Here is a 14,092-nt window from a genome sequence, read left to right on the forward strand (position 1 = left end):
CTTTATTGCAACCGACGCCAAGGGCTATTCCCCCGCTCCCCTCGGACCATCGCGTCTGTGCGATAGTCGCCGGGTTTGGTTTACGGAGCGTTTACCGCGTTTCGCTATGGCCGATCGCGGGTCACGAGTAATGGAGCGCGGGTAATGCTGGCCAGGGCCAGGTGTAGCGTCGGCTTTCATCGACCGGACAAGGCCAAGGCCAGTCCGCGCAAGGGAAGCTGGATTTCGGGGTGCCGCGACTGCCGCCGCCCGATGACCTATTCGACCGGCTCCGCTTGGCGGACGCTGCCCGCACCCCCGCCGTCCACAACTCCGGTCTGGCGCCCGCTGGGCATCTTCTGCTCCGTCGTGCTTTCGCTGGCGCCGATCCAGAGTTCCGCGGCACAGAAAGATGCCGCCGCTTTGCTCGAGTCCGGTCAGGTCCGAGGTACACGCATTCTGCTGGCCGACCTCGAAATCCGCAATCTTCGCGACAGCGGCATGAACTGCCGTTCGCGGTTCGACGGCAGCAACGAAGATGCCGTACGGCTGGTGAGGGCCGGGCTGCCCAATCCCGGCTCCTACGTCCACATAGAGACCCAGTTCTGGCCCCAAGAGAACGGGCGCAATGCCTTCGCCATGACCTACACCAGCGAGGACGATGCCGGTCACCGGCAACTCGGCCGGGCCTTCGGCTCGGTCGACAGCGCCAGCTGCAAGGCGCGCCTGACCCGCGCGTGAGGGGCGGGCCGTCGGGTAAGCGGAAAACGTCGCTCGCCCTGATCCGTGCATAACGCCCGACGAGAGGGTTCGCCTGCCAGGACGCAGGCTTGCTTCGGCGCCCTAGTGCTTTCGGTGCTCGCCCTTGATCCAGCGCACGGTGCCGCTGCTCGCGCGCATGACCACGCTTTCGGTGGTCATCAGCCCGCCGCGGAGGTGTTTGACGCCTTCGAGCAGCGAACCGTCGGTGACCCCGGTGGCAGCGAAGATGCAGTCGCCCTTGGCAAGGTCCTCGAGCTGGTAGATGCGGTCGAGGTCGTCGATTCCCCACTTGCGGGCGCGGGCCCGTTCGTCGTCGTTGCGGAACAAGAGCCTGCCGTTGAACTGGCCGCCCACACAGCGCAGCGCGGCCGCCGCCAGAACGCCTTCCGGCGCGCCGCCGCTGCCCATGTACATGTCGACCGTGGTGTCGGGATCGGTCGTGGCGATCACTCCGGCGACGTCGCCGTCGCCGATCAGCACGATGCCGCAGCCGATATCGCGAAGTTCGGCAATCAGTTCGGCATGGCGCGGACGGTCGAGCACGCAGACGATGACCTCGTTGGGCGCGACTCCCTTTGCAGCAGCGACAGCCGTGACGTTTTCGGTCGGCGACTTGGCAAGGTCGATGACGCCTTCGGGATATCCGGGCCCGACGGCGAGCTTGTCCATGTAGACGTCGGGCGCGTTGAGCAGGCAGCCCTTCTCCGCCGCCGCCAGCACGGCAAGCGCGTTGGGTCCCGCCTTGGCGGTGATCGTGGTGCCTTCGAGCGGGTCCAGGGCGATGTCGATCTTCGGGCCGGTGTCCGGCGCGCCGCCGACCTTCTCGCCGATGAACAGCATCGGCGCCTCGTCGCGCTCACCTTCGCCGATCACGACGGTGCCGTCGATGTCGAGCTCGTCGAACGCCTTACGCATGGCCTCGACCGCAGCGGCGTCGGCCGCCTTTTCGTCGCCCCGCCCGACCAACCGGCTCGCGGCGACGGCGGCCGCCTCGGTTACCCGGACCATTTCCAGCACCAGCACCCGGTCGAGCACGTGACTGGGGGAGACGGCGGCGTTTTTCATGGCTAGTTCTGTCCCTCGAAAAGCTGGTCCCCGCGCTTAGGCAAGAGGCAATTGGATGTCGAGCATGCTATGGCTGGCGGCTGCGCTCACGACCTTCACCTTGCCGCCTTCCGCCGAGAGCTTGATCGAGCGGGCACGCGAGACCTTTTCGGTCGAAAAGCCCGAGCGCGAGGCCTGTCCGGAACCGACGGGCAACGAGATCGTGGTGTGCCGCGAAGCGGTCGATCCGGATAAGTATAGCGTACCCTCGGATGCCGACCTGGGCGTGGTCAAGGACGAGATTCCGCGCGCTCCCGACGTCTCGGGCTTGCCGGATTGCAGTAAGCCTTCGACCTGTATGGCGATCGGCGAGAAACCGCGCGACCCGCTGATCATCGACCTCGACGCGATCCCCGAGGCGCCCCCGGGGTCGGACGCCGACCTGATCGCGCGCGGCCTGAAGGCCGAGCGCTGAGCTCAGCCGAGCAGGCGCATGACCAGTGGCGCTTCGGCCAGGCTGGCCGAGCCTTCGAGCAGTGCCAGCGCCTTGGCGACATTGGCCTCGCGGCCTTCGTGGGTGACCATCGCCACCAGCACCTCGCCGCCTTCTTCTGGCCGGCCCTGTTGGATCAGGCTTTCGATCGACACGCCGCCGTCGCGCATCGCCGCGGCGATCTCGGCCAGCACGCCGGGCCGGTCGGCGACCACGAAGCGTAAATAGGTGCGGCCGGTGCGATGCCCGGCGTCGGCGCGCGCCAGCGTTTCGAGTTCCCCTGCCGGCACCGAGAAGGGCGGTCCGCTGTCGCCGCGGGCAATGTCGATGAGGTCTGCCGCCACCGCGCTCGCCGTCGGGCCGTCGCCGGCACCCGCGCCCTGAAACAGCAGCGGGCCGGAGAAATTGCCGACCGCCACCACGGCATTGGTCGGCCCGTCGACAGCAGCGAGCGGGTTGCCGGTCGGCACCAGGCAGGGCTGGACCCTCTGGAACAGGTTCCCCTCACCGTCGACCTCGGCCATGCCGATCAGGCGTATGCGGTAACCGAGCGCTGCGGCCTGGGCGATATCGGCGGCGCGCACGCTGCCTATGCCGCCCACGTCGACCGCTTCGAAGTCGATCTTCGCGCCGAACGCCAGCGCGGCGAGAATTGCCAGCTTGTGCGCCGCGTCGACCCCGTCGACGTCGAACGTCGGGTCGGCCTCGGCATAGCCCAGCCGCTGCGCTTCGCTGAGCACCTCGCCGAAGTCGCGCCCGGTCTGCTCCATCGTCGAGAGGATGTAATTGCAGGTGCCGTTGAGGATCCCGTAGATGCGTTCGATCCGATTGCCTGCGGCCCCTTCGCGCAGCCCCTTGATCACCGGGATGCCGCCGGCGACGGCCGCTTCGAAGCGCAGCACCGCTCCGCCCGCCTCGGCCAGTTCGGCGAGTTCGAGGCCATGGTGGGCGATCATGGCCTTGTTGGCGGTGACCAGAGCCTTGCCACCCTTCAGCGCGCGGCGCGCCGTGGCCAGCGCCGGTCCGTCCGACCCGCCGACGAGCTCGACCACGACGTCGACGTCGCTCCGGCCAGCGAGCGCGGTCATGTCGTCTTCCCACGCGAAAGACGAGATATCGACCCCGCGATCCCTGGCGCGGTCGCGCGCCGAGACCGCGACGATCTCGATCGGCCTTCCGGCGCGGCGGGCAATCAGCGCGCCGTTGGTTTCGAATAGCCGGACGAGACCGGCGCCAACGGTGCCGAGCCCGGCAAGAGCGATGCGAAGCGGTGCGGCCATGGCGATCCCCTTTGGAAAATTCGCCGGCGCGTTAAGGCCAAGCCGCGCCGTTGGCTAGGGCACCGTTATCTCTGCCGCGACAATCTCAGCTTAACGTGCGGGTGCAGGGGCCGAGCTGGTCGAGGACCAGCGCGTAATCGGCCTTGGCCTGGTAACGCGGGGCGCTGTCGCGCTGCAGGAAGGCCTTGTCCGGCAGTTCACGCGGCAGGAAGCAGGCCAGCCGGTACCAGGCGGCGGTCCCCTGTTCGGGCGGTCGCGCGGCCTGGTCGACGATCTCGGTCCACGACACGCCCCAGGTCGGAGCCATGCCGGGTCGCCGCACGACGGTGAGCGACACCGGCGTGCCATCCGCGGTATTGAGGAATAGCTGCGTTTCCGACTCGCCAGCGAGGTTGCCGGCCACGGACATCGCATCGCGCACGCCCGTGATGGGCGGCGGCGCGTCCGGCGCAGCGAGCTCGGCGATGATTGCGCGGAGCCGGGCGTCAGTGGACGCGTCCGCGGGCAGTTGCGCATCCGGTTTGACGAGTTGCAGCTGGCCCGGATGGCCGGGCACAGGTTGCGCAAAGACCAGGTATGACTGCTTCTTGAGCTTGGGCGGCTTGCCCTGGGGGGTCAGTGGCACGTCGACCAGGTACTTCAGCGATTCGCCAAGAGGACTGGGAGCCTTGAGCAAGGCCTCGGTCGTGGCTTCGAGATAGAGCCGGACCCTACCCGTCGCGAGACCCGGAGAGCGCTCGGGCTCGACCGCCGCCTGGTCCGTTACTTGCACCCGGGCGACGATGGCAGAGTCCTCAACCAGTCCGGCGAGATCGGCATAGGTAGGTTGCACAACGCCCGCCGGCTCCTGCCCGGCCGCGGTAGTGGGGAAGCTTCCGCCGGCGCAGGCGGCAAGCAGTGCAAGCGGGCCGACGATCAGCCCCGTCGTGCGGCGGCGCGAATCACTTAGCATCCTAAAGGTCTCCATGAATAAACAACGTAACGGCGGCGGCTTGGCTCCCGAAGTCTCCCATGGGAGGGCCCGAGGGTGAATCCGCGCTTAACCGATAAACCGATTGCCCACGCGTTTCTTCGTCGCTAAGCATCGGCGCGATGGGGACCGCTAGAACAGCAAACCACCCGTGGTGCCCGGGCCGATTTCGACAGTGATCCGTAACGGCGGATCGCACGACGGCTGCTTAGTTTGACATAGGCTCGACGTGCCTGTGAGGATGTTAGGTCCGGCAGGATACGGCGAGCTTGCCGGGCATTCGCCCCGGTGAATGAAGACGGAGTGAAGGGACTGGATGGCTTACGCTGACCAACAAATGAGCAGCAGTCGCATGATTGCGATTGTCATAGTTGCCCTTATCCACCTCGCTGTCGGTTATGCTCTTGTGACCGGCCTCGCTTACTCGGCCGCGAAGAAGCTGGTCGAGCGCGTGACGACGGTGGATGTGGAAGAGCCGCCGCCGCCGGAGGAAGAGCCACCGCCGCCGCCGCCCGAGCAGAACACGCCGCCGCCACCGGTTGCGCCGCCGCCGCCGATCAACGTCGCCGTGGCACCGCCGCCGATCCAGGTGCAAACGGTGATCCCGCCGCCCGCGCCGGTCGCACGCGTGGTTCCGCCGCCGGCGCCCCCGCCGCCGCCGCCGCCGCCCTCGCAGGCGCGCGGTGCCAGCCCGAAGGGCATGTCCGGCTGGGCGCGCCGAATTCAGGAAAACTATCCCTCGCGTGCCCAGCGCGAAGGAACTGAGGGAACCGTGGGTGTGGCGGTCGTTGTCGGAAGTAATGGCCGGGTGAGTTCGTGCAATGTCACGGCCTCGAGCGGCTCAAGCGTTCTCGACGAGGCAGCGTGCAGCGGCATGGAGCGTTACGCGCGCTTCGATCCGGCGCTCGACGACGCGGGCAACCCCGTCTCAGGGCGGTACAACACCCGCATCACCTACAAGCTCAACTAGTTCAGTTTTCCGAATTTCTCTAAGAGAGGACATCTCCAATGCTTATTGATCTCCTTGCTGCAGCTTCGACAGAAGCGCCGGCATCCAAGTTCGGCTTCACCGAAGCCCTGGAACAGGGCGGCGCCATCGCTTACTCGATCCTCGCCGTGCTCGTCATCATGTCGGTCGGTTCGTTCTACATCATGATCACCAAGCTGCTCGAGCAGGGCAAGATCATGCGCCAGTACAAGGCCGTTCGCGCCAACTTCTGGCGGGCCAACACTCTGAGCGAAGGCGCCAGCAAGCTCGAAAAGAACAGCGCCTGGCGCCAGGTCGTCGATGATGCGCTGGCCGCCGAAGCCCAGCACACCAAGATGACCGACTCGCTCGAGGCGCACGATTGGATGCACGGTTCGCTCGCGCGTTCGGAAGCGTCGATCAATTCGCGTCTGGCAAGCGGCCTGCCGTTCCTCGCCACCGTCGGCGCGACTGCGCCGTTCGTCGGCCTGCTCGGTACGGTTATCGGTATCTACCGCGCCATGATCGGGATCGCGATCTCCGGTTCGGGCTCGATCGACAAGGTCGCCGGCCCGGTCGGCGAAGCGCTGATCATGACCGCCATCGGCCTGCTCGTCGCGGTTCCCGCCGTGCTCGCCTACAACTGGCTGCAGGCGCGCAACAAGAAGATTTCCGAGATGCTGGCTGGCTTCTCGACCGATATTCTGGCGAACCTCACCTCGCGCGGCGCGGTGAAGCCGGCGGTCATCACGAAGACTTCGACGCAGCAGGCGGCCAAGACGACCGCCCCGGCAGCGAAGGCCTGATGCGCATTCCCGAGGCGGGCACCGGAGCACCGGCTGTCCGCCCCGGAAAACGCTAAAAGTAGTTTTGAGATAGGACGAGAACATGGCGATAGCAGTTGGCGGAGGCGGCGAAGAACGGCCGATGTCCGACATCAACACCACGCCGCTGGTGGACGTGATGCTCGTGCTTCTGATCATCTTCCTGATCACCGTCCCGGTGGCCTTGCAGACGGTCGAGAAGCTGAAGATCCCGGTCTTCCAGGCCGCTGAAACGAAGGACAAGGCCGAGAACCTGCTTATCACCGTCACAACGACGGACGCGCAGGGCCGCACGCCGACGCTTTCCCAGTCGGACTATTCCGGCGCAACGCGCAGCGGCAAGTGCCGGGTGTTCTTCAACAACGTGACCCCGGTGGATTCGACGGAACTCTACGACAAGGCGTTCGAGCGGCTCGACGGCATCGTCCAGCGCGAAGGCGGCGTTGAGGCGATCATGCAGGACCCGGAGAAGATCCCGCAGGTCATCATCCGCGCCGACGTCAACACGCCGTGGCGCTGCGTGGCCGGCACGATCTTCAACGTCCAGGCTGCTGGCTATCCGACGGTTGGATTCATCTCCAATCCGCGGCCGCTGAGCTGAGCCGGACCGAGAGCAATTCAGGAGTAACACGCAATGGCAATGTCTGGCGGTAGCGACGACGGCCAACCGATGATGGAAATGAACACGACGCCGCTGATCGACGTCATGCTCGTGCTCCTCATCATGCTGATCTTCACGCTTCCTCCGGTGACGAACGCGGTCAATATCGACCTCCCGTCGCCGAGCCCCAACGAAACCCCGCCGCCGGTCGACCCCGTGGTGAACAAGCTGGTGTTGACGCCCACCAACGAGATCCTGTGGAACGGCGAACCCATCTCGCCGGGCGGCCTCGCCGCCAATCTGCAGACATCGCTGCAACTGCCGACCGAACCGGAGCTGCAGTTCGAGCCGGAAGCAGAGGCGAGCTACGATCTTTCGGCCCAGGTGCTGAACATCATCAAAGGCTCGGGCGTGACCAAGTTCGGCTTCGTCGGCAACGAGAAGTACCGCGCTTTCGGCAAGGATTAGTCCAGGCCACAGACCAACAAGCGAAAAGGGGCGGAGGGATCCGCCCCTTTTTTTGTGAACGTCCGGCGCTGAGCCCATCCGACTCAGTCTTCGCTTTCGTCCGGCCAGAGATCGTCGACGGGCGCCTCCACCCGCATGGCCGCCCCCGCCAGCGCCTCCGCTTCGAACAGCAGCTCTTCGTCGACCGCACCTTGTGGCAGGCTTTCGCGGCCGATCATCACCATCACCGGCACCGCCAACGGACTGACGCGCTCGAGCCGCACGTGGACGAGCCGCGCCGCGGCGCTGTCGAGCAGATCGCCGAGCCTGCCGATGTCGGTCATCCGCTCACGGGCATCGGCCCACGCGGCCTCGAGCAGCACATGACCGGGCTCGTACTTGCGCAGCACGTCGTAGATGAGGTCGGTCGAGAAGGTTACCTGCTTGCCGCTCTTGCGCTTGCCCGGGTGTTGCCGCTCCACCAGCCCGGAAATGACCGCCACTTCGCGAAAAGCGCGACGCAGTAGGTGCGAATTCTGCACCCAGTCGACGAATTCGTGCGCCAGGATGTCCGGCGAAAGCAGCGCCGCCGGGTCTTCCACCGCCTTGAGGCCCCAGACTGCGAGCGAATAGTCGTTGGCGACGAAGCCGCCCGGCATCAGCCCGCGCTCTTCCATGCGCTTGGTGATCAGCATGCCAAGCGACTGGTTCGCGTTCCACCCGGTGAAGGTATAATAGACGGTGTACTCGCGCTGCGCGTGCGGAAAGCTCTCGACCAGCAGCGAATCCGGCCCTGGCATGGCGCTGCGCCAGTCCTGCACCTCGAGCCATTCGCGGACATCGTCGGGAAAACGGCCCCATCCGGCGCGGTCGACCAACATCGCCCGCACCCGATCGGCAAGGTGGGTGGTGAGCGGCAATCTCAGGCCCATGTAGCTCGGGATCTGTCCGGCGCGCTTCGCGGCGCGGACCACCAGCTCGAGATCTTTGAGCGCCTCGACCTCAAGGTCCATCCCGGCAAAGCGGATCGTGTCTCCGGGGCCGAGCGAAGCCGCAAAGGCCTCTTCCACCTTGCCGAGCGAGCGGCCGTTGCGGAATCGAATCTCGATCATTTCGGAATCGACGATGATGCCGGCGTTCATCCGGTGACGCTGGGCATGCTGCGGATGCGTCAGGCGCCACAGTCCGGCCTCGTCGCGCACGATGCGGCGAAACTTGTCGTAGGCCTCGAGCGCATAGCCCCCGGTGGCGACGAAGTGCAGCACACGTTGCCAGGTCGGTGCGTCGAGCCAGGCAAAGGCGAGGCTCGACCGCACCTCCGCGAGCAGCGCGGCTTCTTCGAACGGCGCAGCGCAAGCGCAGGTCATGACGTGCTGGGCGAGGACGTCGAGCCCACCGGGGCGAAAGTCCTCTCCGTCGCGCTGGCCCTGATCCACCGCATCTTTGGCGGCAGTGGCCTCGAGGAACTCGAACCTGTTGCCCGGCACCAGCACCGCTCGGCTCGGCTGATCGAGGCGGTGATTGGCGCGCCCGATGCGCTGGAGCAGGCGACTCGACCCTTTCGGCGCACCCATCTGCACCACGCAGTCGATATCGCCCCAGTCGACGCCGAGGTCGAGGCTGGCGGTGGCGACCAGGGCGCGCAATTCCCCGCGCGCCATCGCGCCCTCGACCTTGCGGCGCGCTTCTTTCGACAGCGAGCCGTGGTGGATGCCGATCGGCAGCGTGTCTTCGTTGGCATCCCACAGCTGCTCGAAGATCAATTCGGCGAGGAAGCGGGTATTGGCGAAGATCAAGGTCGTCCGCCCCTGCTTGACGAGCCGGTAGAGCTGCGGGATCGCCCAGATCGCCGCGTGGCCGCCCCACGGCACGCTGGCCTCTTCAGGCAACAAAATCTCGACCTCGGGCGCGGCCCCCTTCTCGCCTTCAACCAGCTCGACCGCGTCGATCTCGCCCCACGGCGCCAGCCAGGCGCGAAACCCCTCGACGTCGGCCACGGTGGCGGAAAGCGCGGCGCGTTGGAGGTCGGGGGCGATCGCCTGCAGCCGGCTGAGCGCAAGCGCCAGCAGGTCGCCGCGCTTGCCGGTGGCGAAGGCATGGATTTCGTCGATCACGACCCGCTTGAGCCCACGAAACAGCGCATAGCTGTCCGGGTAGCTTAGCAGCAGCGAGAGGCTTTCCGGCGTGGTCAGAAGGATGTGCGGCGGGCGGCTGCGCTGGCGCTTCTTGCGGTCCGACGGGGTATCGCCGCTGCGTGTTTCGATGCGGATGGGCAAGCCCATGTCCTCGACCGGGGCGACGAGGTTGCGCTGCACGTCGTGCGCCAGCGCCTTGAGCGGCGAGACGTAGAGCGTGTGCAATCCGTCGTCCGCAGGTGGCCCCCGCGACGGACAGAAGTCCGCCAGCGTCGGAAGAAACCCGGCCAGCGTCTTGCCGGCACCGGTGTCGGCCACGAGCAGGGCATGCTTGCCCGCATCGCTCGCCGCGAGCATTTCCGCCTGATGCCGGCGCACACGCCAGCCGCGTCCAGCGAACCACGCGGCAATTTCGGCGGGGATGGAAGGCTCAGGCATGGCTCAAGTCCATCCCTAGCGCGTAACGCGGACAGTCACGAAAGCGAAATTCGCTGCCGCTGTCGGCCCGGCGAATTCGCCGAATCGCATTGCCCCCGCGCCGGAGCGGGAAACACGGCGGCCCGTTCGCTCGTTGCGCTGTTGTACACTCCCCCTCCCCGGGGATCGGCCGCCGGAGGTTCTGTCTCCCTCCCGCCGCCGTTTGCATTGAGGCAGCACTCCAGAGGAGACCGGCCATGGCCGACCGCTACCAATCCAATCGACCCTATCGCGAGCGCTCCGACCGCGCGCCCGACTACGACGACCCGCGCGGGTATCGCCAGCAGGACCAGTTCTCGTCCGCCGCTGACGATGCCCCCGATGGATACCATCAGAGCTACGGCCAGATGGGCGAAGCCGGCTACCCGCGCGAGAATTATCAGGCCGAGCCGCGATACGAAACCGGATGGAACCGCAATGAACGTTATGGCGCCGGCGAAGCGGGATACTCGCGGCGTGAAGAACCACGCGGCCAGACCGCCTATCGTCCTGGCCGATACCAGCCCGCGGGGCGGGGCTTCGCCAGCTTCACGACCGAGGACCAGGGCGGCCGCGATTTCAGCGCTCCCACGCGGCGCCGCGGTTACGGCAGCTATGACGCGCGGATGGGTGTTCGCCCGACTTACGGCTATGGCGGCGGCGAGCAGCTCGACCGCGACGGCCGTCTCGACGACTACAGCGGCTTCGACGGCCATCGCGGCTGGTTCGACCGCGCCAGCGACGAGGTTGCGAGCTGGTTCGGCGACGACAGCGCCGCGCGCAGGCGCGAGATGGACCATCGCGGACGCGGTCCGCAGAACTATACCCGCTCCGACGAGCGGATTCTCGAAGACGCCTGCGACAACCTGACCGATGACTGGGCGGTCGACGCCCGGAACATTCAGGTCACCGTGAAGGACGGCGAAGTCACACTCGACGGCACCGTACCGAGCCGTAATCAGAAGCGGCGCGCCGAAGACTGTGTCGACTGCATCTCCGCGGTCGGCCACGTTCAGAATAACCTTCGCGTACAGGAGCGCCGCGAAGCCCCTGCCGAACGTGCCCCTTCGGGCAAGTGACCCAGGTTGTGGCAAGCCGGAATGGGGAGCGCTTGGGCGCCCCCCTCTCGGCCCCGCAGTCAATCCTCGATCGCGTAGTGGATGGGCTTGAAGCTACCGCCATTCGACGCATAGGCCGAACAGGCGGTCAAGCCGACGACGAGATCCATGGCCGCTCGCAAGCGGATGTAATCGCCGGGCCTGCTGACCGGAGAATCGACCCGCAGCGTCCCGTCCGGCGCGACCGGCACGTTCATGAACAGGTTGAACGCGCAGGGAATCGCGTCCGCTTCCACGCCCCACGGTCCGAGGGCCGCAGCGAGGTTGCCGAAGCAGCCGCGGTGAACCGGCTGGTCTGGGTAGAAATGCCGGAAGGTGGCCTCGCTACACGGGGTCAACAGGAAATCGTGGCTGCCAACGGTGTCCTCGACGATCTCAAGCATCGGGTTGGAGCGGTTGGACCATAAACGGTTGCCGGTGGAGAGCCGAATCGTCTCTTCGTAATCGAAGGTACGCCCGTTGGAGACGGCTTCGCGCACGTCAGTTGCCCCGAAACAGAGCAAGTCCGACACCTGCACCCCTTGCGGGTCGATGACCTTGAGCACCTGGCCTTGGCGCAGCTCGAACGCCACGCCGCTGCGCGGTGCAATCTCGACGATCTCGCTCACGCGGCGCGGGGATCGCGGAAGGGGCAGCGCCAGTCTTCTTCCACCGGGCGGCCGGAATATTGCCGCGCCTCGCTGGCTTCGCCGTGCCGCGCGAGCATCGGGTTCGGGCTTCCGGCCAAGTCAACATCGCGCTCGAGAATGCGCTCGCGCATGCGCTCATAGGTGCCGTCCTGCCGCAACTGCTCGAACTGGTCGTGCAGGTTGAACACCAGGATCGGATGGGGGAAGCGCCGCGCCGGCCGACTGGCCCGGGGGTGCAATCCGACCACGAAGAACGCTTCCCCGCCAAAGCTCAGCGAGAAATGCGGATCCTTGGGATTGGGGCTGACGCGCTCGTCATACGGCTGGCCGCACCACTCGTCCTTGTCGGCCAGCGATTGGATGCGCTGCCACATCGCGGTCTCGAACTCGTGCTCGTCCAGATCGCGCGGCCCTTCGAAGGCGATGGCGAGGCTGCGCAAGCCGCCCGGGTCGCGTTTGTAGCCATGCGCCCAGTCGATCAGTTCGCGGTGAATGCGGACGTCGTCCCAGGCGCTGGTGAGGTCGTGGCACGTCACGAGCTTGAGCGTTCCGCGCGCCAAAGCCGACTTGGCCCCCACGCAGGGAAAGGCCGGGTCGGCAATAAAATCGCGAATTTCCTGAACCGCCACTGCGGGCGGGTCGAACAAGCTGGTCATGTCTCGGATTCCTGAAGGATGTGACCAAACTACGCCGCAACCTGCCGAAAGGTTCCTTTCGAGAGCCGAAAAAGCCTGACTAATGCGGGGCTTGCGCTCCACGCGAGAGTCCCGAGGCGGCGAGCTGCTCGTCGATCTGCGCCATCAGGCGCTGAAGACCCGCTTCGGTCTCGCTCTCGGCCCGGGCGACAAGCACATCCTGGGTGTTCGAGGCGCGCAGCAGCCACCAGCCGTCCGCGCTCGTCACGCGCACGCCGTCGGTATCGTTTACATCGGCGTCGGTCTCGCCGAGCCTCTCCTTTACTTCGTCGATTACCGCGAACTTGCGGCTCTCGTCGACCTGGAAGCGCATTTCCGGGGTGTTTACGAGGTCGGGCATCGCCCCGCGCAGCTGCGTCACCGTCTTGCCGAGCCGCGCGGAGGCGGCGATCAGCCGGATCGCGGCGTACAGCGCGTCGTCGAAGCCGTAGTACGTGTCGGCGAAGAACACGTGACCGCTCATTTCCCCCGCCAACGGGGCCCGCGTCTCCTTCATCTTGGATTTGATCAGACTATGGCCGGTGTTCCACATCAGCGGCTGGCCGCCGAGCTCGGCGACCCGGTCGAACAGCGCCCGGCTCGCCTTGACGTCGGCGATGATGGTCGCCCCGGGAAGTCTATCTAAGAGGTCTTCCGCATAGATCATCAGCAGCTGATCGCCCCAGATAATGCGGCCTTCGCCGTCGATCGCGCCGATGCGGTCGCCGTCGCCGTCGAAAGCAACTCCGAAGTCGAGGTTCTTCTCGGCGACGAGCGCCTGAAGGTCCTCGAGGTTTTCCGGAACGGTTGGATCGGGATGATGATTGGGAAAGTTTCCATCGACCTCGGTGTAGAGGCAGAAGTGCTCGCCCGGCAGGCGCGCGACGAGCGCTTCGAGCGCGGGACCGGCGGCGCCGTTGCCGGCATCCCAGCCGACGCGCATGGCCGAAAGCGTGGCGGCATCGATGCCCTCGAGACCAGCGAGCAGCGCCTCGATATAATCGCCGAGCATCTCGTGCGAGCTGACCTCGCCGGTTCCGTCGAGCCAGGCGCCGTCCGCAGCCAACCGGCCGACCTTCTGGATGTCCTCCCCGAAGAACGGCCGACCCTGAAACACCATCTTGAAGCCGTTATAGTTGGCGGGATTGTGGCTGCCGGTTATCTGAATGCCGCCATCCACCTGCTCTAGCGCCGCCTCGGCGTAATAGAGCATCGGGGTCGGCCCCATGCCGACCCGCACGACGTCGCAGCCGCTGGAGGTCAGCCCCTCGATCAGCGCATGCTCGAGCATTGGCGAGCTGACCCGGCCGTCGTACCCCACGGCCACGGTCTTGCCGCCGGCTTCGCGCAGCAGCGTGGCGAAACTGCGGCCGATCGCCCGTGCATCGTCGGGCCCGAGCGTCTCGCCGATCACGCCGCGGATGTCGTATTCCCTGAGAACCGTCGGGTCGAATTTGTAACTCATCTGATCTCCGTGGAAGTATCCGGCAGTTCGCCGAGCAAGAGGTCGCGCGCGGCGTTGGCCTCGTGGACCTGGGCGTTGGTGCCGCCGCGGTCGGGATGGACCAAGGCGATCAGGCGCTTGTGCGCCGCGATTATGTCGCCCCTGCGGGCGCCGGCTTGGACGCCCAGCAACTTGCGCGCGCGCGACAAGGCCTGCGAACGAGTCGAGCTATTCGGCTGCCAGGGCCAGCGCCCGGTCGCCATTTTCCA

At 66.3% G+C, this 14,092-nt stretch carries 15 protein-coding genes; 7 read left to right on the forward strand and 8 right to left on the reverse strand.

All coding sequences use genetic code 11. The annotated features are described in order from the left end of the window. The first annotated feature begins 144 nt into the window (after positions 1 to 144). Positions 145 to 720 (forward strand): hypothetical protein, encoded by a 576-nt coding sequence (locus Q7I88_RS02240; RefSeq protein WP_305097410.1) that lies wholly within the window; start codon positions 145 to 147, stop codon positions 718 to 720. A gap of 102 nt (positions 721 to 822) precedes the next feature. Here Q7I88_RS02240 and glpX read toward each other — a convergent pair whose 3' ends face one another. Next, on the reverse strand, positions 823 to 1,806 hold the full coding sequence (gene glpX, locus Q7I88_RS02245; protein ID WP_305097411.1) for a class II fructose-bisphosphatase: 984 nt from the start codon (positions 1,804 to 1,806) through the stop codon (positions 823 to 825). A gap of 55 nt (positions 1,807 to 1,861) precedes the next feature. Between glpX and Q7I88_RS02250 the strand changes: the two genes are divergently transcribed. After that, positions 1,862 to 2,260 carry a hypothetical protein gene (locus Q7I88_RS02250; protein ID WP_305097412.1) on the forward strand — a complete coding sequence of 133 codons (399 nt, stop codon included), beginning with the start codon at positions 1,862 to 1,864 and terminating at the stop codon, positions 2,258 to 2,260. Positions 2,261 to 2,262: 2 nt separating this feature from the next. On the opposite strand, the gene Q7I88_RS02255 is transcribed toward Q7I88_RS02250, so the two are convergent. Both Q7I88_RS02255 and Q7I88_RS02260 read right to left on the reverse strand, forming a co-directional pair. Next, positions 2,263 to 3,558 (reverse strand): homoserine dehydrogenase, encoded by a 1,296-nt coding sequence (locus Q7I88_RS02255; RefSeq protein ID WP_305097413.1) that lies wholly within the window; start codon positions 3,556 to 3,558, stop codon positions 2,263 to 2,265. Positions 3,559 to 3,643: 85 nt separating this feature from the next. Next, positions 3,644 to 4,510 carry a hypothetical protein gene (locus Q7I88_RS02260; RefSeq protein ID WP_305097414.1) on the reverse strand — a complete coding sequence of 289 codons (867 nt, stop codon included), beginning with the start codon at positions 4,508 to 4,510 and terminating at the stop codon, positions 3,644 to 3,646. 334 nt (positions 4,511 to 4,844) lie between these two features. Between Q7I88_RS02260 and Q7I88_RS02265 the strand changes: the two genes are divergently transcribed. From Q7I88_RS02265 to Q7I88_RS02280, 4 genes are all read left to right on the forward strand, one after another. Next, on the forward strand, positions 4,845 to 5,498 hold the full coding sequence (locus tag Q7I88_RS02265) for a TonB family protein (protein WP_305097415.1): 654 nt from the start codon (positions 4,845 to 4,847) through the stop codon (positions 5,496 to 5,498). Positions 5,499 to 5,536: 38 nt separating this feature from the next. Further along, positions 5,537 to 6,301, forward strand: a complete 765-nt coding sequence (locus Q7I88_RS02270; RefSeq protein WP_305097416.1) for a MotA/TolQ/ExbB proton channel family protein — start codon at positions 5,537 to 5,539, stop codon at positions 6,299 to 6,301. 82 nt (positions 6,302 to 6,383) lie between these two features. Further along, positions 6,384 to 6,920, forward strand: coding sequence for an ExbD/TolR family protein (locus Q7I88_RS02275; protein ID WP_305097417.1), 537 nt, complete (start codon positions 6,384 to 6,386; stop codon positions 6,918 to 6,920). 33 nt (positions 6,921 to 6,953) lie between these two features. Next, complete coding sequence (locus tag Q7I88_RS02280) at positions 6,954 to 7,388, forward strand: ExbD/TolR family protein (protein ID WP_305097418.1); 435 nt, start codon at positions 6,954 to 6,956, stop codon at positions 7,386 to 7,388. Positions 7,389 to 7,471: 83 nt separating this feature from the next. Here the strand turns inward: Q7I88_RS02280 and Q7I88_RS02285 are convergent, their stop codons facing one another. Then, positions 7,472 to 9,940, reverse strand: a complete 2,469-nt coding sequence (locus Q7I88_RS02285) for a ligase-associated DNA damage response DEXH box helicase (RefSeq protein WP_305097419.1) — start codon at positions 9,938 to 9,940, stop codon at positions 7,472 to 7,474. Positions 9,941 to 10,176: 236 nt separating this feature from the next. Between Q7I88_RS02285 and Q7I88_RS02290 the strand changes: the two genes are divergently transcribed. Continuing rightward, positions 10,177 to 11,037: a BON domain-containing protein gene (locus Q7I88_RS02290; RefSeq protein WP_305097420.1), complete on the forward strand. Its 861-nt coding sequence runs from the start codon at positions 10,177 to 10,179 to the stop codon at positions 11,035 to 11,037. A 59-nt stretch (positions 11,038 to 11,096) separates the two neighbouring features. Here Q7I88_RS02290 and Q7I88_RS02295 read toward each other — a convergent pair whose 3' ends face one another. The 4 genes from Q7I88_RS02295 to Q7I88_RS02310 form a co-directional block, all read right to left on the reverse strand. Then, complete coding sequence (locus Q7I88_RS02295; RefSeq protein WP_305097421.1) at positions 11,097 to 11,684, reverse strand: DUF1989 domain-containing protein; 588 nt, start codon at positions 11,682 to 11,684, stop codon at positions 11,097 to 11,099. Then, on the reverse strand, positions 11,681 to 12,361 hold the full coding sequence (gene gntA, locus Q7I88_RS02300) for a guanitoxin biosynthesis heme-dependent pre-guanitoxin N-hydroxylase GntA (RefSeq protein WP_305097422.1): 681 nt from the start codon (positions 12,359 to 12,361) through the stop codon (positions 11,681 to 11,683). The genes Q7I88_RS02295 and gntA overlap by 4 nt, the downstream gene beginning before the upstream one ends. Positions 12,362 to 12,440: 79 nt before the next feature. After that, a complete protein-coding gene (pgmG, locus tag Q7I88_RS02305; protein WP_305097423.1) occupies positions 12,441 to 13,844 on the reverse strand; it encodes a phosphoglucomutase/phosphomannomutase PgmG in 1,404 nt (467 codons plus the stop codon). Then, entirely contained in the window at positions 13,841 to 14,086 is a 246-nt protein-coding gene (locus Q7I88_RS02310; protein ID WP_439648399.1) for a J domain-containing protein, read from the reverse strand. The genes pgmG and Q7I88_RS02310 overlap by 4 nt, the downstream gene beginning before the upstream one ends. Positions 14,087 to 14,092 lie beyond the last annotated feature (6 nt).

Source organism: Croceibacterium aestuarii, assembly GCF_030657335.1.
GTDB lineage: Bacteria > Pseudomonadota > Alphaproteobacteria > Sphingomonadales > Sphingomonadaceae > Croceibacterium_B > Croceibacterium_B aestuarii.